The 23,419-nt window shown below is 41.4% G+C and carries 24 protein-coding genes; 21 read left to right on the top strand and 3 right to left on the bottom strand.

What is annotated here, in order from left to right:
* Window position 1 precedes the first annotated feature (1 nt).
* From ACXYSN_RS06880 to ACXYSN_RS06860, 5 genes are all read left to right on the top strand, one after another.
* Window positions 2–907, top strand: a complete 906-nt coding sequence (locus tag ACXYSN_RS06880; RefSeq protein ID WP_303943411.1) for a PTS mannose/fructose/sorbose/N-acetylgalactosamine transporter subunit IIC — start codon at window positions 2–4, stop codon at window positions 905–907.
* Window positions 894–1,715 carry a PTS system mannose/fructose/sorbose family transporter subunit IID gene (locus ACXYSN_RS06875; RefSeq protein ID WP_458625445.1) on the top strand — a complete coding sequence of 274 codons (822 nt, stop codon included), beginning with the start codon at window positions 894–896 and terminating at the stop codon, window positions 1,713–1,715. Before ACXYSN_RS06880 ends, ACXYSN_RS06875 begins: the two co-directional genes overlap by 14 nt.
* Window positions 1,716–1,718: 3 nt before the next feature.
* Window positions 1,719–2,123, top strand: a complete 405-nt coding sequence (locus ACXYSN_RS06870) for a PTS sugar transporter subunit IIA (protein WP_458636586.1) — start codon at window positions 1,719–1,721, stop codon at window positions 2,121–2,123.
* Between the two features lie 99 nt (window positions 2,124–2,222).
* Complete coding sequence (locus ACXYSN_RS06865) at window positions 2,223–3,386, top strand: SIS domain-containing protein (protein ID WP_458636585.1); 1,164 nt, start codon at window positions 2,223–2,225, stop codon at window positions 3,384–3,386.
* 13 nt (window positions 3,387–3,399) lie between these two features.
* Entirely contained in the window at window positions 3,400–4,437 is a 1,038-nt protein-coding gene (locus ACXYSN_RS06860; RefSeq protein ID WP_458636584.1) for an aldose epimerase family protein, read from the top strand.
* Between the two features lie 40 nt (window positions 4,438–4,477).
* On the opposite strand, the gene rnjA is transcribed toward ACXYSN_RS06860, so the two are convergent.
* Together rnjA and ACXYSN_RS06850 are read right to left on the bottom strand one after the other, a co-directional pair.
* Window positions 4,478–6,163 (bottom strand): ribonuclease J1, encoded by a 1,686-nt coding sequence (gene rnjA / locus ACXYSN_RS06855; protein ID WP_006149607.1) that lies wholly within the window; start codon window positions 6,161–6,163, stop codon window positions 4,478–4,480.
* A gap of 1 nt (window position 6,164) precedes the next feature.
* A complete protein-coding gene (locus ACXYSN_RS06850; protein WP_006149645.1) occupies window positions 6,165–6,398 on the bottom strand; it encodes a DNA-dependent RNA polymerase subunit epsilon in 234 nt (77 codons plus the stop codon).
* A 418-nt stretch (window positions 6,399–6,816) separates the two neighbouring features.
* Between ACXYSN_RS06850 and ACXYSN_RS06845 the strand changes: the two genes are divergently transcribed.
* The 12 genes from ACXYSN_RS06845 (at window position 6,817) to ACXYSN_RS06790 (ending at window position 16,206) form a co-directional block, all read left to right on the top strand.
* The gene (locus tag ACXYSN_RS06845; protein ID WP_235083557.1) at window positions 6,817–7,023 is read left to right on the top strand and encodes a hypothetical protein; all 207 of its coding nucleotides are present in this window, start codon (window positions 6,817–6,819) and stop codon (window positions 7,021–7,023) included.
* A 110-nt stretch (window positions 7,024–7,133) separates the two neighbouring features.
* Complete coding sequence (tsaB, locus tag ACXYSN_RS06840) at window positions 7,134–7,817, top strand: tRNA (adenosine(37)-N6)-threonylcarbamoyltransferase complex dimerization subunit type 1 TsaB (RefSeq protein WP_458636583.1); 684 nt, start codon at window positions 7,134–7,136, stop codon at window positions 7,815–7,817.
* A complete protein-coding gene (rimI, locus tag ACXYSN_RS06835; RefSeq protein ID WP_303943406.1) occupies window positions 7,814–8,251 on the top strand; it encodes a ribosomal protein S18-alanine N-acetyltransferase in 438 nt (145 codons plus the stop codon). Before tsaB ends, rimI begins: the two co-directional genes overlap by 4 nt.
* Window positions 8,241–9,251 (top strand): tRNA (adenosine(37)-N6)-threonylcarbamoyltransferase complex transferase subunit TsaD, encoded by a 1,011-nt coding sequence (gene tsaD / locus ACXYSN_RS06830; protein ID WP_458636582.1) that lies wholly within the window; start codon window positions 8,241–8,243, stop codon window positions 9,249–9,251. The genes rimI and tsaD overlap by 11 nt, the downstream gene beginning before the upstream one ends.
* Window positions 9,252–9,316: 65 nt before the next feature.
* Window positions 9,317–9,919, top strand: a complete 603-nt coding sequence (locus ACXYSN_RS06825) for a hypothetical protein (protein ID WP_458636581.1) — start codon at window positions 9,317–9,319, stop codon at window positions 9,917–9,919.
* Window positions 9,920–9,986: 67 nt separating this feature from the next.
* Complete coding sequence (locus ACXYSN_RS06820; RefSeq protein WP_458636580.1) at window positions 9,987–10,682, top strand: AzlC family ABC transporter permease; 696 nt, start codon at window positions 9,987–9,989, stop codon at window positions 10,680–10,682.
* Window positions 10,672–10,995, top strand: coding sequence for an AzlD domain-containing protein (locus ACXYSN_RS06815; protein ID WP_458636579.1), 324 nt, complete (start codon window positions 10,672–10,674; stop codon window positions 10,993–10,995). Before ACXYSN_RS06820 ends, ACXYSN_RS06815 begins: the two co-directional genes overlap by 11 nt.
* Before the next feature lie 102 nt (window positions 10,996–11,097).
* The gene (locus ACXYSN_RS06810) at window positions 11,098–11,940 is read left to right on the top strand and encodes an amino acid ABC transporter substrate-binding protein (RefSeq protein ID WP_458636578.1); all 843 of its coding nucleotides are present in this window, start codon (window positions 11,098–11,100) and stop codon (window positions 11,938–11,940) included.
* Between the two features lie 152 nt (window positions 11,941–12,092).
* Window positions 12,093–12,959, top strand: a complete 867-nt coding sequence (locus ACXYSN_RS06805) for a MetQ/NlpA family ABC transporter substrate-binding protein (protein ID WP_458636577.1) — start codon at window positions 12,093–12,095, stop codon at window positions 12,957–12,959.
* A gap of 125 nt (window positions 12,960–13,084) precedes the next feature.
* Window positions 13,085–14,458: a M20 family metallopeptidase gene (locus ACXYSN_RS06800; protein ID WP_458636576.1), complete on the top strand. Its 1,374-nt coding sequence runs from the start codon at window positions 13,085–13,087 to the stop codon at window positions 14,456–14,458.
* Window positions 14,451–15,512 (top strand): methionine ABC transporter ATP-binding protein, encoded by a 1,062-nt coding sequence (locus ACXYSN_RS06795; RefSeq protein WP_458636575.1) that lies wholly within the window; start codon window positions 14,451–14,453, stop codon window positions 15,510–15,512. Before ACXYSN_RS06800 ends, ACXYSN_RS06795 begins: the two co-directional genes overlap by 8 nt.
* A gap of 1 nt (window position 15,513) precedes the next feature.
* Window positions 15,514–16,206 carry a methionine ABC transporter permease gene (locus ACXYSN_RS06790; protein WP_074324940.1) on the top strand — a complete coding sequence of 231 codons (693 nt, stop codon included), beginning with the start codon at window positions 15,514–15,516 and terminating at the stop codon, window positions 16,204–16,206.
* 21 nt (window positions 16,207–16,227) lie between these two features.
* Here ACXYSN_RS06790 and ACXYSN_RS06785 read toward each other — a convergent pair whose 3' ends face one another.
* Window positions 16,228–16,803 carry an MptD family putative ECF transporter S component gene (locus tag ACXYSN_RS06785; RefSeq protein WP_458636574.1) on the bottom strand — a complete coding sequence of 192 codons (576 nt, stop codon included), beginning with the start codon at window positions 16,801–16,803 and terminating at the stop codon, window positions 16,228–16,230.
* A gap of 196 nt (window positions 16,804–16,999) precedes the next feature.
* On the opposite strand from ACXYSN_RS06785, the gene hisS reads away from it, so the two are divergent.
* The 4 genes from hisS to pgfS all read left to right on the top strand — a co-directional run bounded on the left by hisS (window position 17,000) and on the right by pgfS (window position 23,396).
* Window positions 17,000–18,280: a histidine--tRNA ligase gene (gene hisS / locus ACXYSN_RS06780; protein ID WP_458636573.1), complete on the top strand. Its 1,281-nt coding sequence runs from the start codon at window positions 17,000–17,002 to the stop codon at window positions 18,278–18,280.
* Window positions 18,281–18,490: 210 nt separating this feature from the next.
* On the top strand, window positions 18,491–20,125 hold the full coding sequence (locus ACXYSN_RS06775; protein ID WP_458636572.1) for an Ig-like domain-containing protein: 1,635 nt from the start codon (window positions 18,491–18,493) through the stop codon (window positions 20,123–20,125).
* A gap of 260 nt (window positions 20,126–20,385) precedes the next feature.
* The gene (locus tag ACXYSN_RS06770) at window positions 20,386–22,359 is read left to right on the top strand and encodes an Ig-like domain-containing protein (protein ID WP_458636571.1); all 1,974 of its coding nucleotides are present in this window, start codon (window positions 20,386–20,388) and stop codon (window positions 22,357–22,359) included.
* Window positions 22,360–22,436: 77 nt separating this feature from the next.
* Window positions 22,437–23,396: a glycosyltransferase PgfS gene (gene pgfS / locus ACXYSN_RS06765; RefSeq protein WP_373113880.1), complete on the top strand. Its 960-nt coding sequence runs from the start codon at window positions 22,437–22,439 to the stop codon at window positions 23,394–23,396.
* Window positions 23,397–23,419 lie beyond the last annotated feature (23 nt).

Here is a 23,419-nt window from a genome sequence, read left to right as displayed (position 1 = left end):
TATGATACAATGGTGGCAAATTTTACTTCTCACTTTGTACTCAGCTTATCAAATCTGTGATGAGTTGACGATCGTTTCTTCTGCAGGTTCGCCTGTATTCGCTGGTTTTATTACTGGTTTAGTCATGGGAGATTTGACAACTGGTTTGTTTATCGGTGGTAGCTTGCAGTTGTTCGTACTTGGGGTAGGTACCTTCGGTGGTGCTTCTCGTATCGACGCAACTTCTGGTGCGGTTCTTGCGACTGCTTTCTCAGTTTCACAAGGTATCGAAACAGACCTTGCGATCACTACAATCGCTGTACCAGTAGCAGCACTTTTGACTTACTTCGACGTACTTGGTCGTATGACTACAACATTCTTTGCACACCGTATTGATGCTGCAATCGAACGCTTTGACTACAAAGGAATCGAACGTAACTATCTTCTTGGTGCAGTTCCTTGGGCTCTATCTCGTGCCCTTCCAGTATTCTTCGCCCTTCAATTCGGTGGAGAATTCGTACAAGGTGTTGTAAACCTTGTTATAAAATACCAATGGGTTGCAGACGGTTTGACTCTTGCAGGTCGTATGCTTCCAGGTCTTGGATTCGCTATCTTGCTTCGTTACCTTCCAGTTAAACGTAACCTTCACTACCTTGCTATGGGATTCGGTTTGACAGCTATGTTGACTGTACTTTACTCATACGTAACAGGTCTTGGTGGAGCAGTTGCTGGTATCATTGGCACTCTTCCTGCTGACGTTGCTGAAAAAATTGGCTTTGCAAACAACTTCAAAGGATTGTCTATGATCGGTATCTCTATTGTGGGTATTTTCCTTGCAGTTGTTCACTTCAAGAACAGCCAAAAAGTTGCTGTAGCAGCACCTTCTACACCATCAGAAAGTGGGGAAATTGAAGATGACGAATTCTAATTACAAATTAACAAAAGAAGATTTTAATCAAATTAACAAACGTAGCTTGTTCACTTTCCAATTGGGATGGAACTACGAACGTATGCAAGCATCAGGTTACCTTTACATGATCTTGCCACAATTGCGTAAAATGTATGGAGATGGAACTCCTGAGTTGAAAGAAATGATGAAAGTCCATACTCAATTCTTCAACACTTCACCATTCTTCCACACAATCATCGCTGGTTTTGACCTTGCCATGGAAGAAAAAGATGGCGTTGTCTCAAAAGATGCGGTTAACGGTATCAAGACAGGTTTGATGGGACCATTCGCTCCTCTTGGAGATACTATCTTTGGTTCACTTGTTCCTGCTATCATGGGATCTATCGCTGCAACAATGGCTATCGCTGGTCAACCTTGGGGTATCTTCCTTTGGATCGCAGTTGCAGTAGCGTATGACATCTTCCGTTGGAAACAGTTGGAATTTGCCTACAAAGAAGGGGTTAACCTTATCAACAACATGCAAAGTACTTTGACAGCTTTGATTGAAGCTGCATCTGTACTTGGTGTATTCATGATGGGTGCTCTTGTAGCAACAATGATCAACTTTGATATTTCTTACAAATTGCCAATCGGTGAAAAAATGATTGATTTCCAAGACATCTTGAACTCAATCTTCCCACGTTTGCTTCCAGCAATCTTCACTGCCTTCATCTTCTGGTTGCTTGGTAAGAAAGGTATGAACTCTACAAAAGCTATCGGTATCATTATCGTGCTTGCCTTGGCTCTTTCTGCCTTTGGTAAATTTGCACTTGGAATGGGCGCATAATTTATGACTAAATCATTGATTTTAGTGAGTCACGGTCGTTTCTGTGAAGAACTTAAAGGTAGCACAGAAATGATTATGGGACCACAAGAAAACATTCATGCGGTAGCTCTTCTTCCAGAAGATGGACCAGAAGAATTTGCTACGAAATTTGAAGCTGCTGTTGAAGGTTTTGATGATTTACTAGTCTTTGCAGATCTTCTTGGTGGAACACCATGTAACGTGGTGAGCCGTCTAATTATGGAAGGTCGCGACATTGAACTTTATGCAGGGATGAACCTTCCAATGGTCATTGAGTTTATCAATGCAAGCCTAACAGGTATCGATGCAGACTATAAGAGTCGTGCGTCAGAAAGCATTGTGAAAGTTAATGATTTATTAGCTAGCTTCGATGACGATGAAGATGAATAAGATGGAATAGAACGTCTTATAGAGAATATACATGGGAATGGGAGCAGCTCCCATTCCCATGTTTTCAATCAAGAAACAATATTAGATTAGAGGTTTTCAATGCTAGATTATACAAAAGAAGATTTGCTTGAGTTGGGAGCAGAGATCACTACACGAGAAATTTATCAACAACCAGATGTTTGGAAGGAAGCTTTTGAATCTTATCAAGCCCGCCGTGATGAAATTGCAGCATTCTTGCAAGGAATTGCAGATAAACATGACTACATCAAGGTTATCCTGACTGGTGCTGGGACTTCAGCTTATGTAGGTGATACCTTGGTTCCATACTTTAAGGAAGTCTATGACGAACGTAAATGGAATTTCAACTCCATTGCGACAACAGATATTGTTGCCAATCCACAAACCTATTTGAAAAAAGATGTAGCGACTGTTTTGGTATCATTCGCTCGTAGCGGGAACTCACCTGAGAGTGTGGCAACAGTTGACTTGGCCAAGGCTTTGGTTGATGAACTTTATCAAGTAACAATCACATGTGCGGCTGAAGGGAAATTAGCGCTCCAAGCACACGGTGATGTCCGCAACCTCTTGCTTTTGCAACCAGCGGCTTCTAACGATGCTGGATTTGCCATGACTTCTAGTTTTACCTCTATGATGTTGACAGCTCTCTTGGTCTTTGACCCAACTGAATTTGCTGTTAAGGCTGAACGTTTTGAAGTACTAACTAGTCTTGCTCGTAAGGTTCTTGATAATGTAGCGGATGTCAAAGAATTGGTTGACTTAGACTTTAATCGAGTGATTTACTTAGGTGCAGGCCCATTCTTCGGACTTGCTCATGAAGCCCAACTCAAGATTTTGGAATTGACTGCTGGTCAAGTTGCGACTATGTATGAAAGCCCAGTTGGCTTCCGTCACGGGCCAAAATCTCTTATCAATGAAGATACTGTTGTTTTAGTCTTTGGTTCTACAACAGATTATACTCGTCAGTATGATTTAGACTTGGTTCGTGAAGTTGCTGGTGACAAAATTGCTCGTCGCGTTGTTCTCTTGAGTGACCAAACCTTTGGCCTTGAAAATGTCAAGGAAGTAGCGCTTGGCTGTGGTGGAGTTCTGAATGACGTTTACCGCGTATTCCCTTATATTGTTTATGGTCAATTATTTGCCCTTTTGACTTCGCTTAAAGTTGGCAACAGACCGGATACACCATCACCTACAGGTACAGTCAACCGTGTCGTTCAAGGTGTTATTATTCACGAATTCAAATAATAAGGAGATAAGGATGAAAGCATACACAGAACGTGTATTTGGAAAAGTGGATGGTAAGGATGTTGTCGCTTATCGCTTTGAAACAGAAGCAGGCTACCAACTAGAAGTCATGACCTATGGTGCAACGATTCTACGCTATGTAACTCCTGATAAGGCTGGTAATTTTGCCAATGTTATCCTAGGCTTTGATGATTTTGACAGCTATGTAGGTAACAGTCCTAAACATGGAGCGAGTGTAGGTCCAGTTGCAGGTCGTATCGCAGGTGCGACATTCGAATTGAATGGGAAAACCTATGAACTCGAAGTCAACAACGCTAGCAACTGTAACCACAGCGGTTCGACAGGTTGGGATTCTAGTTTGTTTGAATTGGTTGAAGTCAGCGACCATGGTTTGACTCTTTACACAGAAAGAACAGACGGTACAGGAGGTTTCCCTGGAAATCTTAAAATCTGGATCAGCTACCACTTGGAAGAAAATGGTGCTTACGAAGTTAGTTACAAGGTGACGACGGACCAGGATACCTTGGTCAATCCGACCAACCATAGTTACTTTAACTTGTCTGGGGATTTCACTCAGACGGTTGACCGCCATGTTTTCCAACTGAATACAGAAGGCATCTACCCAATCGCTCCTGACGGTGTGCCAGCTAAAACTCCAGATGCTAATCGTGACGTGATTAAGCATATCTACAATGGTGCCTTGTTGAAAGATATCTTTGCAGACGAAGATGAGCAGATTCAACTCGTATCTGGATTGGACCATCCATTTGCTCTTCCTGCAGGACATGATAATGCTGGTTTCCTCTATGACCAAGGATCAGGTCGCTTCCTGCTTTTTAAAACAGAAGCTCCTTGCTTTGTAGTCTATACAGCTAACTTTGTGGATGAGAGTGTCATCATCGCTGGTCAACCAATGATTCAGCACAATGGGATTGCTCTTGAGGCGCAAGCTTTACCAGATGCTATTCATAGTGATTTTAAAGATCAAGTTATCCTCAAAGCAGGTGAAACTTTCACAAGCAAAACACGTTACGAAATTGTCGTTAAATAAAAAAATTCTCTGGAATCATAAGATTTCAGAGAATTTTTTATTATTCTTCATCTTCATCTGGTGTGAGAATCATCGGGATGATGATTGGTTCACGTTCAGTGTTTTCGTATAGGAATGGTCGAATAGCGTTGACAATGGCACCATTGACAGACTGAATGCTGGCATCTTTGTTTTTCAATGCGATACGAATAGCGTTGAAAAGGATACGTTGACTTTGACGAATCAAGTCACCAGACTCGCGCATGTAGACAAATCCACGGCTGAGGATATCTGGACCTGAAATAATCATTTGAGACTTGAAGTCAACGGTTGCGACAGCAAGGACGACACCATCTTCGGATAGATCGCGACGATCTTTTAGGACTGCTGCACCGATTTCACCGATACGATTACCATCGACGTAGATATCCTGAGCATTGAAATGACCTGCGATACGAGCAGAGTTTGCGGTGAGGGCAAGCACATCACCATTGCTCATGATAAAGATATTGTCCTTCTCTACTCCAGTATCTACAGCTAGTCCAGCATGAACTTTCTGCATACGATACTCACCGTGAACAGGCATGAAGTATTTTGGTTTAATGAGGCGGAGCATGAGTTTTTGTTCTTGCTGACCACCGTGTCCAGAGGTATGGATGTTATTAACCTTACCATGGATTACTTCAACACCAGCTTCAGAAATGATGTTAATCAATTTGTTAACGCTAGTGGTATTTCCTGGAATTGGGCTAGATGAGAAGATAACGGTATCACCAGGTTGGAGTTGCACCTGACGGTGAGTTCCGTTAGCGATACGAGAGAGAGCCGCCATAGGTTCACCCTGGCTCCCTGTACAGAGGATAAGAATCTCACTCGCAGGGTAGTCTTTAATTTCATTTGGCTCGATGAAGGTCCCCTTAGGAGCCTTGATGTAGCCAAGTTCAATCCCATTGACAATGGCTTTCTCCATAGAACGCCCAAAGACAGCGATTTTACGCCCAGTCTTAACAGCAGCTTCTGTTGCTTGTTGGAGACGGAAGATATTTGAGGCAAAGGATGCAAAGATGATCCGTCCTTCGATACCTTGGATAATCTTCATGATAGACTGGCCAACGACCTTTTCAGAGTTTGTAAAGGTTGGCACTTCAGCATTTGTCGAGTCAGAGAGAAGACAAAGTACTCCGTCCTCACCTAAAGCTGCCATACGGTGCAAGTCTGCAGGTTCACCAACAGGTGTAAAGTCAAACTTGAAGTCACCCGTACAAACGATTTTCCCTTGAGGGGTGTGGATGACAATTCCCAAAGGTTCTGGGATAGAGTGGGTTGTTCTAAAGAAGGTTGCCTTAAGATTTTTAAAGGTCAACTCAGTATTGTGGTTGATTTCGTGAAGTGTAGCGTTGCGCAAAAGTCCGTGCTCTTCGAGTTTGCCACGGATCAAGGCAAGAGCTAGAGGTCCTGCATAGATAGGGATATTTGCTTGCTTGAGCAAGAACGGAATCCCTCCGATATGGTCCTCGTGTCCGTGGGTAATCAAGAGAGCCTTGACGCGGTCGATATTTTCGACAATGTAAGAGTAATCAGGGATAACGTAGTCGATACCAAGTAGGTCATCCTCAGGGAATTTAATCCCTGCATCAACGATGATAATTTCGTCTTGGTATTCGATTCCGTATGTGTTTTTACCGATTTCTCCTAGACCACCAATGGCAAAAACGCCTACTTCTTCTGGTTTAAGAGTATAGGCCATATTAGAACTCCGTAATTTCGAATGCGCCAGTTTCTTTTTCGTAGTCAAGTAGTTTGTCAGATAAGAGTTCGATGTATTCTACGTTATATTCTGGGCGGTTTTTTTCAACAAGTTCACGGGCAATAATGCGTCCTTCAAGTTCTGAACTAGCATCGATGTCTAAGTAAAGTGAGCGTGTTGTTTCACGACGTGGGCTACGGTCTTTAGTTTCTTGATAAAAAACTTTGTAAATCATGTGTTTCCTTTCTGTTTTCAGGTCAGCTGTATTCAAAAAATTACCAGCTTGAAGCTGTTTGTTTCCATTTCATTTTCTGTCTGGATTGACCTTGATTCGTTACAATTATCTCAATTATAACATAAAAAGGGGAATTAGTAAAAGCAGGAAACATGAAAGCAAGGAGCTTAAAATGCGTTTCATTTTACCTTGTATAAGTATTTGAAGGCATCAGATGCAAGTGCTATAATAAAGTTAGAAAAGAGGTTTTCCTTGATTAAGGAGGACTAGCTATGCTTGATTTTGTGTTTCACCTATTTGGATGGAGATTCTACATATTGCTGCAACTGCTCTGGCTCCTTTTGAGGCTATTTGCTCCTTTTCATTAGATGATGATTTTGAAATATTTGCCTTTAGAATTGGAGAAAGGAGGCTCTCTATGTTTCAACTAGCTATTGTCATTCGTCTTCTGGCCTTTGCGGTATTTGTTGCCTGTGTTTACGGTGGCAATTTACTATTTCTTCGTCTAGAACATAGAAAACTAGCTGTATATTGGAAAATTCTCTTTGTAACACTGTATTCCATTTTCCTCCTTCTGGTGACCTATGTGGTCTGGCTTGTGTTTTACTTCGGATTGAATTCTTGAGTGCTTGTCCTGTCTATTTGGCAGGGCAATTTTGTTTCAAAACTAAGAAAATTCCCATGCGGGGGCTTTTGTAGTATAATAGTAAACAGACAAAAAGATAGGAATGTGTTATGAAAGTATTAGCATTTGATACGTCTAGCAAGGCTCTGTCTCTAGCCATTTTAGAGGACAAGCAGCTTCTTGCCGAGACCACAATTAATATCAAGAAAAATCACAGTATTACCCTTATGGCAGCCATCGATTTTTTGATGACCTGTCTAGATTTGACACCAAAGGACTTGGATAGAATCGTTGTGGCAGAGGGGCCTGGTAGTTATACTGGCTTGCGAATCGCAGTAGCAACTGCCAAGACCTTGGCACATACCCTGAACATTGAGTTGGTGGGGATGTCTAGTCTTTTAGCTCTGGTACCGAGCCAGCAGGAAGGTTTGGTTGTTCCTTTGATGGATGCACGTCGTAATAATGTTTATGCAGGGTTTTATGAAAATGAAAATCCTGTCCTTCCCGAAGCCCACTTGTCTTTTGCGGAAGTTTTAGAGCAAGTCAAGGATGCTGAACAAGTCACTTTTGTCGGAGAAGTGGGAGCCTTTGCTGAGCAAATCCAAGAGCGTTTACCACAGGCTAACTATCAGGAAACCTTACCAAATGCAGCGAATCTAGCCCTCTGGGCTTGGGACAAGGAAGTCGACTCTTTGCACGATTTTGTACCAAACTATCTCAAACGTGTCGAAGCTGAGGAAAATTGGCTCAAAAATCACACTGAGTCTGGCGAATCTTACATCAAACGCCTATGATTGAAATCAAACGAATCCAACAGCAACCTGACTTGGTACAGGCAATTTACGCTGTCATGACGGATGTTTACACAGTTAGCCCTTGGAACTTGGAACAAATCCAAGCAGACCTATCTCAAGATCAGACCTGGTATGCTCTTGCTTTTGATGGGGTAGAAGTGATTGGTTTTCTAGCGGTTCAGGAGAATTTTTTTGAAGCAGAAGTCCTGCAAATCGCTGTCAAAAAAGCCTATCAAGGACAGGGGATAGCATCAGACTTGTTTGCAACTTTACCGACGGACAAGGAGATTTTCCTCGAAGTCAGAAAGTCAAATCAACGAGCACAAGCATTTTACAAGAAAGAAAAAATGGCGGTCATCGCTGAGAGAAAGGCCTACTACCATGATCCAGTTGAGGACGCCATTATCATGAAGAGAGAAATAGATGAAGGATAGATATATTTTAGCATTTGAGACATCCTGTGATGAGACCAGTGTCGCCGTCTTAAAAAACGACGATGAGCTCTTGTCCAACGTCATTGCTAGTCAAATTGAAAGTCACAAGCGCTTTGGTGGTGTAGTGCCAGAAGTCGCCAGTCGTCACCATGTCGAAGTTATCACAGCTTGTATCGAGGAAGCTCTAGCAGAAGCAGGGATTGCCGAAGAGGACGTGACAGCTGTTGCCGTTACCTATGGACCAGGCTTGGTCGGAGCCTTGCTAGTTGGCTTGTCAGCTGCTAAGGCCTTTGCTTGGGCACATGGACTTCCACTTATCCCTGTTAACCACATGGCTGGTCACCTCATGGCGGCTCAAAGTGTTGAGCCCTTGGAGTTTCCCTTGCTAGCTCTGTTGGTTAGTGGTGGGCACACAGAGTTGGTCTATGTTTCTGAGGCTGGTGATTATAAGATTGTTGGTGAAACTCGAGATGATGCGGTTGGCGAGGCCTATGACAAGGTCGGTCGTGTCATGGGCTTGACCTATCCAGCAGGTCGGGAGATTGACGAGTTAGCCCACCAAGGTCAGGATATTTATAACTTCCCTCGTGCCATGATTAAGGAGGATAATCTGGAGTTTTCATTCTCAGGTTTGAAGTCTGCTTTTATCAATCTGCACCACAATGCCGAGCAAAAGGGAGAAAGCTTATCCAAGGAAGACCTATCTGCTTCCTTCCAAGCAGCAGTCCTAGATATTCTCATGGCAAAAACCAAGAAGGCTTTAGAAAAATACCCTGTTAAAACTCTAGTTGTGGCTGGTGGTGTAGCAGCTAATAAAGGTCTCAGAGAACGCCTAGCAGCTGAAATCACCGACGTCAAGGTTATCATTCCACCTTTTCGACTTTGCGGAGACAATGCGGGTATGATTGCCTATGCTAGCGTTAGTGAGTGGAACAAAGAAAACTTTGCAGACTTAGACCTCAATGCCAAACCTAGTCTTGCTTTTGATACCATAGAATAAAGAGTCAGCTTGAGGCTGGCTTTTTTGTTTGGACAAATGCTGGAACTTTTTAGTATAGTAGACATATGAAATTTAAAAAAACAATTAGTATTGTACTTGCCCTAGGGGTATTGTTGCTGTCTCTAATGGTTTTCCAGATGTTTCAAAAGACGCAATTGGTCATGTTTGACTCTATTTCACTTAACATGCCTGTCGAATCCGTTGAAAAAGTGTTTGGAAAACCTAATGAAATAGTAGAAGAGACAGAAACAGGCTATCACAATCCTTGGCGTGCAAAAGATCCCTATCTCTATAAAACTGGGCGTCTTTTCTACGACTATGAAAATTTTAAATGGAAAGGTTATAGTGGTCGCGTGACCTTTACTTTTTCAAAATCACATCGTTTACAAGGGGCGTCGGTTTATTTCCCTGTAGCTTCTAAAGCTCAACAGAAAGAGATCTTTTATCAGATGACCCAAGACATGAAAGCAGAAATCGAAGCTCTACCTAACTTTCAGTCTTTGAAAGTTGATGCCTTGGTCGAGGATGATGGTGGTTATCGGTTTAAGATCAAACTGAAAGGGCAACTGAGAGAGCCCTGGATTGATATTTATCCTACAAAATATGAGGATGATGACAATCCTGAGATTAACCAATATAATATTCGCATCGATCAATCTCAGTGGTAGTCGCCCTAGGGTCCTTGTTTTGAACGCTTGGCAGTCGAATGATATATTTGTAAGAATGAGGAGGTTTATGAAAGAAAAAGGATTTTGGGAGGGAGTACAGGCTGCGATGCCGACGGCTCTAGGCTATGTTAGTATTGGTCTGGCTTGTGGGATTATCGGTGCACCCTATGTAACACCTGTGGAAATGGGCTTGATGAGCCTCTTTGTTTATGCCGGGAGCGCCCAGTTTGCAATGCTAGCCTTAATTGCAGTTCAAGCGCCTGTGGCAGCCATCGCCATGACGGTCTTTTTGATCAATCTACGTCTCTTTTTGCTGAGTTTACATGCGTCTACCTATTTCCGTCATACTAGCCTAGGGCACAATATTGGCATGTCCAGCCTCTTGACCGATGAGACCTATGGCGTCTTGATGGGAGAGTTGGTCCATACGGACAAGATTAATCCTATGTGGATGCATGGAAATAATCTCAATAGCTATCTAGCTTGGTTTGTGGGGACAGTTGTCGGGACTGCCTTAGGTGGGCTTTTGCCAAATCCTGAGATTTTTGGGCTTGATTTTGCCTTGGTTGGTATGTTTATCGGGATTTTTGCTTCTCAGTTTCAGATGATGCAAAGACGGATTCCCTTGCGCAACCTCTTCATCATTTTAGGAGTTGTTGCCCTTTCTTTCTTTTTGCTTTTGACAGTGGTGTCCCATTCACTAGCTGTACTGTTTGCGACCTTGCTAGGTTGTACTATGGGGGTGATTTTGGATGGTCAGTAAGTATATTTTAATGGCAATTATCTTATCTGGCTTGGTGACCTGGATTCCGAGAATGATTCCTTTCATCCTTGCTAAGTACAAAGGATTACCAGAAATCGTAGAGCGTTTTTTGAAATTTTTACCTGTATCTATTATCTTCGCCTTGATTCTTTCAAGTGTAGTGACAGGAAAAATTGGAAGCTTCCCACAGATAAAATGGTTAGACTTTTTAGCAGTCTTTCCGACGGCCTTTGTCGCCTTTCGCTACCGCAATCTGGTGGGTACAGTTCTCTTTGGAGTGGCCTTGATAGCAGTCCTACGTTTGGTCTTTTAGTCAGCCATAAAGAAAACTTATGGCAAAGATAGAAATCATATAATGGCGCAATTACTTTTTTTCTGTTAAGATAAGACTGTATTTTATTTTGGAGGAAATATCATGAAAAAAATCGTTAAATATTCATCACTTGCTGCCCTAGGGCTTGTTGCCACAGGTGTATTAGCAGCTTGCTCAGGTGGTGAGAAGAAAGATGCTGCAACTAGTGAAGCAACATCTGGTAAGAAAGAAATTATCGTTGTAACCAATGCTACACCAAAACCATTCAACTATGAAGAAAATGGCGAATTGACTGGTTACGAGATTGAAGTGGTTCGCGCTATCTTTAAAGATTCTGACAAGTATACTGTCAAGTTTGAGAAGACAGAGTGGTCAGGTGTTTTTGCAGGACTTGATGCTGATCGTTACCAAATGGCTGTTAGCAACATCAGCTACACTAAAGAACGTGCTGAAAAATATCTTTATGCAGCTCCAACTGCTAAAAACCCTAACGTTCTTGTAGTGAAAAAAGATGACTCTAGCATCAAATCGTTTGATGATATCGGTGGAAAATCAACAGAAGTTGTTCAAGGAACAACATCTGCTAAACAGCTAGAAGACTACAACAAACAACACCCAGATAACCCAACTATCCTTAACTACGTTAAAGGGGACTTCCAACAAATCATGGTACGTTTGAGTGATGGCCGATTTGACTACAAGATTTTTGATAAAATCGGTGTAGAGACAGTCATCAAGGACCAAGGTTTGGATAACTTGAAAGTTATCGAACTTCCAAGCGACCAACAACCTTACGTATATCCACTTCTTGCAAAAGGTCAAGATGAGTTGAAGGCATTTGTGGACAAACGCATCCAAGAACTATACAAAGACGGAACTCTTGAAAAACTGTCTCAACAGTTCTTTGGTGGTTCTTACCTCCCAGCAGAAGCTGATATTAAATAAGTTTGTAAATCATCCATCACTGAGAGATGGATGATTTTGCAACTTTTAGACATATAGTTTCAAACTATACGTCTGCCTATCTAATAACAATTTGCGAAATCAAATAAAGTATGAGATACTATTACGGTATTATTTTTAAAGGAGAATGAATCATGAAAATCAAAAAATGGTTAGGCGTAGCAGCAGTCGCTACAGTAGCAGGGCTTACACTTGCAGCTTGTGCATCTTCAGCAGAAAAAGCGGCTGAAAAAGCAACTAAGGAAACAACAGTTAAAATCGCAACTGTAAACCGTAGCGGTTCAGAAGAAGCACGTTGGGATAAAATCCAAGAATTGGTTGAGAAAGACGGCATTAAATTGGAATTTACTGAGTTTACAGACTACTCACAACCAAACAAAGCAGTTGCTGACGATGAAGTAGATTTAAATGCTTTCCAACACTATAACTTCTTGCATAACTGGAATAAAGAAAATGGACAAGAGCTTGTTGCGATTGCAGATACTTACATCTCACCAATTCGTCTATACTCTGGAACAAAAGATGGTCAAAACAAGTACACTAAAGTAGATGAAATCCCAGACAAGGGTGAAATCGCAATTCCAAACGATGCTACTAACGAAAGCCGTGCCCTTTACCTTCTTCAATCAGCTGGTTTGATTAAATTGGATGTTTCAGGAACAGAACTTGCTACCATCGCAAACATCAAAGAAAATCCAAAAAATTTGAAAATCACTGAATTGGATGCTAGCCAAACAGCTCGTTCATTATCATCAGTTGATGCGGCTGTTGTAAACAACACTTTTGTTACAGAAGCAAAATTGGACTACAAGAAAGCACTCTTTAAAGAGCAAGCTGACGAAAACTCAAAACAATGGTACAACATCATCGTTGCTAAGAGTGATTGGGAAACATCGCCTAAAGCTAGTGCAATCAAGAAAATTATCGCTGCTTACCACACTGATGAAGTTAAAAAAGTTATCGAAGAAACTTCAGACGGCTTGGATCAACCAGTTTGGTAATAAATACAGGGAGGTGGGAGAGATTTTTTCCACCTCTTGCTTTTATTTATATAGAGCCTAAAACAAATGAAATCCACTTGTATTGATTTCAAAGGTACAAGCCCTAGTAGAAAGGTAGAGAGAAAATGGTTTTCCCTAGCCAAGAAGAACAAATTGAAAAGTTTGAAAAGGATCATGTAGCGCAACATTACTTTGAAGTTTTGCGTACCCTGATTTCTAAAAAATCAGTCTTTGCCCAACAGGTCGGTCTGAAAGAGGTGGCTCGTTATCTAGGCGAGATTTTTAAACGTGTTGGCGCAGAAGTTGAGATTGACGAGAGCTATACGGCGCCTTTTGTCATGGCATATTTCAAAAGTTCACGACCAAATGCCAAGACAATCATTTTCTACAACCACTATGATACAGTACCTGCGGATAGTGACCAGATCTGGACAGAGGATCCATTTACGCTTTCTGTCCGTGATGGCATCATGTACGGGCGTGGGGTTGATGATGACAAGGGGCATATCACTGCTCGCTTGAGTGCTCTTAGAAAATACATGCAGGACCATGATGATCTACCAGTCAATATCAGCTTCATCATGGAAGGAGCTGAAGAGTCTGCCTCTATGGATTTGGACAAATATCTAGAAAAACACGCGGACAAGCTTCGTGGTGCAGATTTGTTGGTCTGGGAACAAGGAACCAAAAATGCTTTGGAACAGCTAGAAATCTCTGGTGGGAACAAGGGGATTGTGACCTTTGATGCCAAGGTTAAGAGTGCCGATGTGGATATCCACTCTAGTTATGGTGGAATTGTAGAGTCAGCTCCCTGGTATCTCATTCAAGCTTTGACCAGTTTGCGATCTGCGGATGGACGTATTTTAGTCGAGGGCTTGTACGATCATGTGCAGGAGCCTAATGAACGTGAGTTGGCCTTGGTTGAAACCTATGCTCAACGCAATCCAGAGGAGATCAGCCAGATTTATGGCTTGGAATTGCCGCTTTTACAAGAGGAACGTAAAGCCTTTCTAAAACGATTCTTCTTTGAACCAGCACTCAATATCGAAGGAATTCAGTCAGGTTATCAAGGTCAAGGAGTTAAAACGATTTTGCCAGCAGAAGCTAGCGCCAAGCTAGAAGTTCGCTTGGTCCCTGGGCTAGAACCACATGATGTTTTAGAGAAAATCCGGAAACAACTAGACAAAAATGGTTTTGATAAGGTAGAATTGTACTATACCTTGGGTGAGATGAGTTATCGAAGTGATATGAGTGCACCATCTATTCTCAATGTCATTGAGCTGGCCAAGAAATTCTATCCACAGGGCGTATCGGTCTTGCCAACAACGGCTGGGACAGGTCCTATGCATACAGTCTTTGATGCCTTAGAAGTACCCATGGTTGCCTTTGGTCTAGGAAATGCTAATAGCCGAGACCATGGTGGAGATGAAAATGTGCGAATCGCCGATTATTACACCCATATTGAATTAGTAGAGGAGCTGATTAGAAGTTATGAGTAGAGACATTATCAAATTAGACCAGATTGATGTGACTTTCCACCAAAAGAAAAGAACCATCACAGCGGTCAAGGATGTGACCATTCACATCAAAGAAGGGGATATTTATGGAATTGTAGGATATTCTGGAGCAGGAAAATCAACCCTGGTTCGTGTTATTAATCTTTTGCAAAAACCATCTGCAGGTAGAATTACCATTGATGATGATGTAATCTTTGATAACAAGGTGACTTTGACTGCGGGACAATTGCGCCGCAAACGTCAAGATATTGGGATGATTTTCCAACACTTTAACCTTATGAGTCAAAAAACAGCAGAGGAAAACGTAGCCTTCGCCCTCAAACACTCTGGACTTAGCGAGAAAGATAAGAAGGCTAAAGTGGCTGAATTATTAGACTTGGTCGGCTTGGCTGACCGTGCCGAAAACTATCCTTCACAACTTTCTGGAGGGCAAAAACAACGTGTGGCTATTGCACGTGCCTTGGCCAATGATCCAAAAATCTTGATTTCAGACGAGTCAACTTCAGCTCTCGACCCTAAGACAACTAAACAAATCTTGTCGCTCTTGCAAGATTTGAATCGTAAGCTAGGTTTGACCATTGTCTTGATTACACATGAGATGCAGATTGTCAAAGACATTGCTAACCGTGTAGCTGTGATGCAGGATGGTCGCTTGATTGAAGAGGGCAGTGTTCTTGAAATCTTCTCAGATCCTAAGCAACCATTGACTCAGGACTTTATCTCAACTGCGACAGGTATTGATGAAGCCATGGTCAAGATTGAGAAACAAGAAATTGTAGAGCACTTATCTGAAAACAGCATTTTGGTGCAACTCAAGTATGCAGGTGCTTCTACAGATGAGCCACTTTTAAATGAGCTGTACAAACACTACCAAGTAACAGCCAATATTCTTTATGGAAATATTGAAATTTTGGATGGTACCCCTGTGGGTGAGCTTGTTGTTGTTTTGTCTGGAGAAAAAGAAGCATTGGCAAGCGCTCAAGATGCCATCCGTCAGGCTGGTGTGCAACTAAAAGTATTGAAGGGAGGACAGTAAGATGGCAGATTTGATTCAAACATATTTACCAAACGTCTACAAGATGGGCTGGTTAGGTCAAGCAGGCTGGGGAACGGCTATTTATTTGACGCTTTATATGACAGTTTTTTCCTTTATCATTGGAGGATTCCTAGGACTAGTTGCAGGACTTTTCCTTGTCTTGACAGCTCCTGGTGGCGTCTTAGAAGATAAATTTGTCTTTTGGGTTTTGGATAAGATTACTTCAATCTTCCGTGCTGTTCCCTTTATCATTCTCTTGGCAGTCTTGTCGCCCTTCTCACATCTAATCGTAGGAACAAGTATTGGGCCGAATGCCGCTATTGTACCACTATCTTTTGCGGTGTTTGCTTTCTTTGCTCGTCAGGTTCAAGTGGTTTTATCAGAACTTGATGGTGGTGTCATTGAGGCAGCTCAGGCAAGTGGAGCTACATTTTGGGACATTGTAGGAGTGTACTTATCAGAAGGTCTGCCAGACTTGATCCGTGTGACGACTGTAACTTTGATTTCCCTTGTCGGTGAGACAGCTATGGCGGGAGCAGTAGGTGCTGGCGGTATCGGTAACGTAGCTATCGCTTATGGATTTAACCGTTACAATCACGATGTGACTATCTTGGCGACTATCATTATCATTTTGATCATCTTTTCTATCCAATTCTTGGGAGACTTCTTGACCAAGAAATTAAGTCATAAATAAAAAAGAGCCAACCGGCTCTTTTTATGATGGTTTTTTTTCTGAATTTTTTTTAATAAGAACTTGTCCAATAAGGGCACCAAGTAGGGCACCGATAAGGACGCTTGCTACAAAGAGAAGGATAGTGCCAGAGTTAGGTGCGACCATGACGCGGTCAATATAGTCCTGAGATTTGCCACGAGCTACAAGAGTTGCTATATAAGCCTGAGGAGTTAGCCACATCAGTAGGATAGGGCCAGTAGTACCAAATGCAAAGATTAGGAAGGAAAGAAGGTTTTTGATCTTATCTTTGTAGTGACCTAGATGAGCGATGCCATCCGCTGCAAGCCCGCAGATGATTCCTGGAAGAAAGGCTCCGGCACCATGCTTGCTCCCGAGGAAAAAGAGAGAGATAACGAGCCCAATCGTTGTAATCGCCCCAAAACGAGGTACTTTTGTTAAAAGTAGCATATAGACGCTACCTCCCACAAGAGCAGAAAAAGCAGGGGCATAAAACATATTTCCAGTGTGGTCGACAAGGTTTCCTAGTAGAACCCCCACTCCGATACAGAGAAAGTAGACAAGGGCAGCTACAAGGGTCGTCAAGATATTCTTTTTCATAAATTCTCCTTCGTATATCTGATGTTTTTCATTGTACCATGCTTGGCTCAGATTGTAAATGCTGGCCGACATTTGCTATTTGTCCGTAAACTAGATGAAAAAGGAACAGACTAAAGCTATTTCTTTACTCCTCCGACTGTTCCAATCCTTTCATTTATGGTAAAATAGGACTATTAAGTTATAAAGAGGATTCCCTATGAAATTACAAAAACCAAAAGGAACGCAGGATATTTTACCTGCTGAGTCTGCCAAGTGGCAGTACGTTGAAGGCTTTGCGCGTGAAATCTTCAAACGCTACAACTACGCAGAAGTGCGTACCCCTATTTTTGAACATTACGAAGTCATCAGCCGTTCTGTTGGGGACACAACCGATATCGTAACCAAGGAAATGTATGATTTCTATGACAAGGGTGACCGCCATATTACCCTCCGTCCAGAAGGAACTGCTCCAGTCGTCCGTTCTTATGTGGAAAACAAACTCTTCGCACCAGAAGTGCAAAAGCCAAGCAAGTTCTACTACATGGGACCAATGTTCCGCTATGAGCGTCCACAAGCAGGTCGTTTACGCCAATTCCACCAGATTGGTGTGGAGTGCTTTGGATCAAGTAATCCGGCCACAGATGTGGAAACGATCGCTATGGCAGCCCACTTCTTGAAAGCAATCGGTGTTCAAGGTGTGAAACTACATCTTAACACTCTTGGAAATCCTGAAAGTCGTGCGGCTTACCGCCAAGCCTTGATTGACTACTTGACACCGCTCAAAGATAGCTTGTCTAAGGATAGCCAACGTCGTTTGGAGGAAAACCCTCTTCGTGTCTTGGACTCTAAGGAAAAAGAAGACAAGGCAGCAGTGGAGAATGCACCATCTATCTTGGATTACCTCGATGAAGAAAGCCAAGCCCACTTTGATGCTGTTCGTCAAATGTTGAAAAATCTTGGAGTAGACTATATCATCGATACCAACATGGTGCGTGGTTTGGACTACTACAACCACACGATTTTTGAGTTTATCACAGAGATCGAAGGCAATGAATTGACAGTCTGTGCAGGTGGTCGTTATGATGGCTTGGTTGCCTACTTTGGTGGCCCTGAAACTGCTGGCTTTGGATTTGGACTTGGTGTGGAGCGTCTTCTTCTGGTCCTTGAGAAGCAAGGTGTAGCCCTCCCTATCGAAAACGCTCTAGATGTTTATATTGCTGTTCTTGGTGAAGGAGCAAATGTCAAGGCCTTGGAGTTGGTACAAGCTCTTCGCCAGCAAGGTTTCAAAGCAGAGCGAGATTATCTCAACCGTAAACTCAAAGCTCAGTTCAAGTCAGCTGATGTCTTTGCGGCTAAGACCCTCATAACGCTAGGAGAGAGCGAAGTCGAAAGCGGACAAGCGACAGTCAAGAACAACCAAACTCGAGAAGAAGTAGAAGTTTCTCTTGATACCATCGGTCAGAATTTCAAAGAAGTCTTTGGAAAACTAGGATTTTAACAGTAAAAGTAAAGTCGGGAAGCAGGTCCCGGCTTTTTTTATAATTATCATGAATCACTTTATAAGGAAGCCGATTATTAAAACTGATATTTTTAAAAATAGTCAGGAAAATGCTGATAATTTTGGATAAAAAGGGATGACATTATTCAAAATATTGTAAACGGATACAAAAAGTGCTATGATATATCTAAGTAAGAAAAGGAGTCGATTATGCAGAACTTTAAAAAGAATGCGATACGTATGTTTGGATTTGTGGGTATACTTGTCTTATCTTTGACGGTGCTTACGACGGTGTTTGCGACTGATGTTACAGACTATACCAATAAAACAACAATCACTGTTGATGGTCAACCATTGACATCGGAAACTCAAATCAGCACAGGTAAAGTGTTGGAAGCAACCAATACCATTTCTTTCCCTGATACTCAACAAATTAAGGAAGGCGATGTACTGGTACTTGATCTTCCTAAAGAATTGGGCTTGATTACTAAACTAGAATTTCCAATTACCCATAGCAGTGGTGAAGTTATTGGGAATGCAGTAACAGATCCAAGTACTCAAAAAGTGACCATCACCTTTACAGATTATTTCTCTAAGAACTACAAAGATAAGATTATGACTTTGAAATACGCTGTTCGTCCTAACGTAACGAATTTGCCAAAGTCTGGGAAATATACTTTCCAATTCGGGACAGAAAATTATACCCTTAATTATGATAAAACAGATGGTGAAGCTGGTGACTATGAAATGAAATATGGTTACCAAGATTCAGAAAATCCTAACCGCATCAAGTGGCGTGTTGTTTTGAACGCAGTTCAAGATAAATTAAACAACATGGTTATCAAGGATGACTTTAGTGATAGTGGACAAGTCTTGGTAGAAAGTTCCTTCCGTGCAGTCCGTTATGCAACTCAACCAGAGAAGATTCCAAATGAAGCAGCTCTTCTTAAATTGGAACCAATCGATAACTTTAGCAAAAAAGCCGAATTTACTCGAAATGCGGATGGTAAGATCACAGGGTTCACCATTAACTTTGGTGACAACTGGAACTGGGCAATGTACATTGAGTACACAACAGAATTAACGTCAGAACTTCCAAAAGGTACTAAAGTTGCCAATGTTTTGGAATGGTCAGCAAGTAACTTTAACAAGTCACGTTCGATTGAAGCTTTGACGCGTTTAGAAACTGGTTCAGGTGAAGGAAGTGGTGATAGAACAACCACAACTACAACTTCAACAACGACTTCAACAACGACAACAACAGAAGAGCCGTCAACCACTTCAACGACTACCACAACAGAAGAGCCAACGACTAGCTCAACAACGACAACAACAGAAGAGCCGTCAACCACTTCAACGACGACAACGACAGAAGCACCGCCAACAACTTCAACGACGACAACGACAGAAGCACCGCCAACAACTTCAACGACTACCACAACAGAAGAGCCAACGACAACTACTACAACTACCACAACAGAAGGTCCAACGACAACTACTACAACTACCACAACAGAAGGTCCAGCGACAACTACTACAACCACAACAGAAGAACCAGCGATAACTTCTACAACCACAACAGAAGAACCAGCGATAACTTCTACAACAACCACAACAGAAGAACCAGCGACAACTACTACAACTACAACAGAAGAGCCAACGACTAGCTCAACAACGACAACTCCTGAAGGTTCAACGCAATCAACAGAAGTCTCATCAACAACAACGACAGATGATAAACCTCAGCTTCCTAAAACTGGGGAAACAGTGGAAGCTGGCTTAGTAACAGCAGGTGTCTTTATCTTATCAGCTATAGTTGTGTTGAATCGTAGATATAACAGATAAAAAAGAGAGAGTCAACCCCTCTCTTTTTTTAAATATTATAATAATTTTGTGTATAAAAAAACGAACGTTATCAACCTATAGTTGTCTTGAATAATAACATATTTGTACTATAGAAACACAAAAAAGCTAAATATATATAAAAAATCGAAAAAAAATAATTTAATACTTTCAATCACTTGCAATAGTAAATAAATATGATATAATCAATTCTGAAAATGACGCTCTCATTTTACCATTCAATAAAAAAAGGGGAAACCATAATGAAAAAGTTTGCAAAAACTAAATTTTTACTGTCATTATTTGTATCGGTATTGACGGTATTGTTCATGGTCTCAGTAGGTACTGTACAAGCTGCTGCAGCCAAGGAAGTGGATGTGATCACGGAGTTCAAGATCCAAAATGCCCAAGGTGAAGAATTAGCAACCGGCCTAGGTCGTTATGACAGTTTCCGTCTGAATGCAAAATTTGCTTTAGAAGGAAAAAATGTTAAAGCAGGGGATACAACTGCAGTCACTATCGATGGACCAATCGATATCAAGTCTCAGGATTTTGAAATCAACGACACAATCACTGGTAAAAAGATTGCCGATGCAAAAGTTGACGCAAAAACTGGTAAGATTGTCTTGACATTTACTAAATTCGTTGAAGAAAAAAATGATGTTTCAGGTTCATTCTTCTTCTACGCTGGTGTTAACAAAGATAAATTCCCAAATGATGGTGAAGTTCCTGTTAATGTGTCTGTTAACGGTAATGTAAAATTCAACGGTAAAGTAACAAGTACAACAGTTGGTGAAGGTAAACGTTACACAATCATCAAATCTGGTTGGGATAATGGAGACCACAAGAACCTTGGATTCCGTATCTCTGTAAACAGAACTAACGAAGCAATCAACAATGCAGTCCTTTCAGATTCAATAACATCAGCAGGGGTTACCTACAAAAAGGATAGTTTCAAAATCTTCAAAGGTACTTGGGAATACGCTAATGGAAAATGGACTCTTAAGAATAAACAAGACGTTACGGCTAACTATACTGTAAACGCAACAGATAAGTCATTCTCTATTGACTTTGGTAATATTTCTGCTAACGATCACTTTGCAGTAGAATATGAAGCAGTTGCTAACTATGAAACTGTTGACGGCGAACAAATTAAGAATACAGCGACAATCAAAGGTGATAACAAAGAGGAGTACCCTTCAAATAGTAAAGTAAACATCCAAATCGCTGGTGGTGAAGGTGTCGGTTACGAATTTAGCATTCAAGTGAAAAAAGTAGACGAAAACGGTGCTCCACTTAAAGGTGCGAAATTCCAGGTTATCCGTGCAACTAACCAAGATATCATTGGTGAGTTTGAGTCAGATGCTAATGGTGAATTCACTGTTAAGAACATCTTGCGTGACAAATACATCATTAAAGAAGTTAAAGCTCCAGAAGGTTATGAGTTGGCAGCTGATACTGTAGTTGAAGCTGGTGAATTCAAAACACCAAAAGCTCCTGTAGCTAAGAATATTGTAGACCAAAAAACAACAACAACAACTACAACAACAACAACTACAACAACAACAACTACAACAACAACAGAAGAGCCAACAACGACTACTTCAACAACAACAGAAGAGCCAACGACTACTTCAACAACCACCACAACAACAGAAGAGCCAACAACGACTACTTCAACAACCACCACAACAACAGAAGAGCCAACAACGACTACTTCAACAACCACCACAACAACAGAAGAGCCAACAACGACTACTTCAACAACCACCACAACAACAGAAGAGCCAACAACGACTACTTCAACAACCACCACAACAACAGAAGAGCCAACAACGACTACTTCAACAACAACAACTCCAGAAGAGCAAGTTGTAACAGAAACAACAACAACTCCAGAAGAGCCAACGACTACTTCAACAACCACAACAACGCCACAAACAACAATGCCATATTACCCAGGTACAGAACCAACAACAACTCCAGAAGAGCCAACGACTACTTCAACAACAACAACTCCAGAAGAGCCAGTTGTGTCTGAAACAACAACTCCAGAAGAGCAAGTTGTAACAGAAACAACAGAAACAACTTCTGAAAAACCAGCACCTTCTGTATCAACAACAGAAGAAGGATCTGAACTTCCATTTACTGGTGAAGCGACTGGTACTGTACTTGTATTGGCAGGTCTAGTAATCTTGTCAGGTACTGTTGTCATGAAACGTAAATTTTCTAAATAATATTAGATGAGTTTCTTTAGAGAGGAGAGAGCAGTGCTCTCTCCTTTTTAAAAGTATAAAGACTATGGAGCATTTAGATGAAACTATCAATTCTAATTACCCTTTTAAACGAAGAATTAGTTCTATCTCAAACTCATAAAGCTATTTCTGAACAGCTAGAGAGCATGATATTGTCGAAACAACTATCTGATTATGAAATTCTCTATATAGACGATGGTAGTAGCGATAGTACTTTAGAACTAATCAATGCTATTGCAAACGAAAACCCGCGGGTCAAGTATATCAGCTTTAGTAGAAATTTTGGACGCGAGAGTGGAATTCTTGCTGGTTTTAAATATGCTACTGGCGATGCTGTTATGGTGATGGATGGCGACTTGCAACATCCGCCTTATCTGATTCCCCTCTTTGTAGATGCTTATAAAGAAGGTTATGATATTGTCAGTGGTCAGAGAAGTCGAGAAGGAGAGTCTTTCGTAGGAAGTTTCTTTGCTCGTAGCTTTTATAAATTTTCTAACCACTCCATGGATGTCAAGTTAACAGACGGGAAATCAGAATTACGTCTCCTAAGCAAGAGAGCTGTGGATGTATTTGTTTCCCTTCCAGAGTATAATCGTTTCAACAAAGGACTTTATGAGTGGATTGGTTTTAAAGAGAAGGTTATCCCTTATAAAAATGAAGTGCGTATAGCAGGAAAAAGTAAATTCGGCTTTAAAAAGTCTATGAATTATGCTTTCCAGGGAATTATCTCATTTAACGATCGTCCGCTCAGAATCTGTATCCAATTTGGATTTGTCAGTATGGTTCTGTCTCTGCTCTACATTGTGTATGAGTTTTGCAAATTTATCTTTTCTTCAGACTATACGAGTGGCTATTTCACGACAATAGCAGCGATTATCTTGTTTAGTAGTGTGCAATTGATCTTCATCGGTGTACTTGGAGAGTATATTGGAAAGATTTATTACGAGGTGAAACAACGTCCTCACTTTGTCATCGCGAAAAGCAATATTGACCAAGCTGAAAAAGATAAGATCGGTTAAAATGACATTAGGAGAAATCAATC

This window comes from Streptococcus sp. V869, assembly GCF_054353515.1.
Note: the sequence above shows the minus strand (reverse complement) of the source record. Positions and strands in the feature narration are given on the sequence as shown.

Bases quoted from the DNA above. Each gene is read 5' to 3' on its own strand.
- ACXYSN_RS06880 (WP_303943411.1), top strand. From the start codon at position 2: ATGATACAATGGTGGCAAATTTTACTTCTCACTTTGTACTCAGCTTAT.
- ACXYSN_RS06875 (WP_458625445.1), top strand. From the start codon at position 894: ATGACGAATTCTAATTACAAATTAACAAAAGAAGATTTTAATCAAATT.
- ACXYSN_RS06870 (WP_458636586.1), top strand. From the start codon at position 1,719: ATGACTAAATCATTGATTTTAGTGAGTCACGGTCGTTTCTGTGAAGAA.
- ACXYSN_RS06865 (WP_458636585.1), top strand. From the start codon at position 2,223: ATGCTAGATTATACAAAAGAAGATTTGCTTGAGTTGGGAGCAGAGATC.
- ACXYSN_RS06860 (WP_458636584.1), top strand. From the start codon at position 3,400: ATGAAAGCATACACAGAACGTGTATTTGGAAAAGTGGATGGTAAGGAT.
- rnjA (WP_006149607.1), bottom strand. From the start codon at position 6,163: ATGGCCTATACTCTTAAACCAGAAGAAGTAGGCGTTTTTGCCATTGGT.
- ACXYSN_RS06850 (WP_006149645.1), bottom strand. From the start codon at position 6,398: ATGATTTACAAAGTTTTTTATCAAGAAACTAAAGACCGTAGCCCACGT.
- ACXYSN_RS06845 (WP_235083557.1), top strand. From the start codon at position 6,817: ATGTTTCAACTAGCTATTGTCATTCGTCTTCTGGCCTTTGCGGTATTT.
- tsaB (WP_458636583.1), top strand. From the start codon at position 7,134: ATGAAAGTATTAGCATTTGATACGTCTAGCAAGGCTCTGTCTCTAGCC.
- rimI (WP_303943406.1), top strand. From the start codon at position 7,814: ATGATTGAAATCAAACGAATCCAACAGCAACCTGACTTGGTACAGGCA.
- tsaD (WP_458636582.1), top strand. From the start codon at position 8,241: ATGAAGGATAGATATATTTTAGCATTTGAGACATCCTGTGATGAGACC.
- ACXYSN_RS06825 (WP_458636581.1), top strand. From the start codon at position 9,317: ATGAAATTTAAAAAAACAATTAGTATTGTACTTGCCCTAGGGGTATTG.
- ACXYSN_RS06820 (WP_458636580.1), top strand. From the start codon at position 9,987: ATGAAAGAAAAAGGATTTTGGGAGGGAGTACAGGCTGCGATGCCGACG.
- ACXYSN_RS06815 (WP_458636579.1), top strand. From the start codon at position 10,672: ATGGTCAGTAAGTATATTTTAATGGCAATTATCTTATCTGGCTTGGTG.
- ACXYSN_RS06810 (WP_458636578.1), top strand. From the start codon at position 11,098: ATGAAAAAAATCGTTAAATATTCATCACTTGCTGCCCTAGGGCTTGTT.
- ACXYSN_RS06805 (WP_458636577.1), top strand. From the start codon at position 12,093: ATGAAAATCAAAAAATGGTTAGGCGTAGCAGCAGTCGCTACAGTAGCA.
- ACXYSN_RS06800 (WP_458636576.1), top strand. From the start codon at position 13,085: ATGGTTTTCCCTAGCCAAGAAGAACAAATTGAAAAGTTTGAAAAGGAT.
- ACXYSN_RS06795 (WP_458636575.1), top strand. From the start codon at position 14,451: ATGAGTAGAGACATTATCAAATTAGACCAGATTGATGTGACTTTCCAC.
- ACXYSN_RS06790 (WP_074324940.1), top strand. From the start codon at position 15,514: ATGGCAGATTTGATTCAAACATATTTACCAAACGTCTACAAGATGGGC.
- ACXYSN_RS06785 (WP_458636574.1), bottom strand. From the start codon at position 16,803: ATGAAAAAGAATATCTTGACGACCCTTGTAGCTGCCCTTGTCTACTTT.
- hisS (WP_458636573.1), top strand. From the start codon at position 17,000: ATGAAATTACAAAAACCAAAAGGAACGCAGGATATTTTACCTGCTGAG.
- ACXYSN_RS06775 (WP_458636572.1), top strand. From the start codon at position 18,491: ATGCAGAACTTTAAAAAGAATGCGATACGTATGTTTGGATTTGTGGGT.
- ACXYSN_RS06770 (WP_458636571.1), top strand. From the start codon at position 20,386: ATGAAAAAGTTTGCAAAAACTAAATTTTTACTGTCATTATTTGTATCG.
- pgfS (WP_373113880.1), top strand. From the start codon at position 22,437: ATGAAACTATCAATTCTAATTACCCTTTTAAACGAAGAATTAGTTCTA.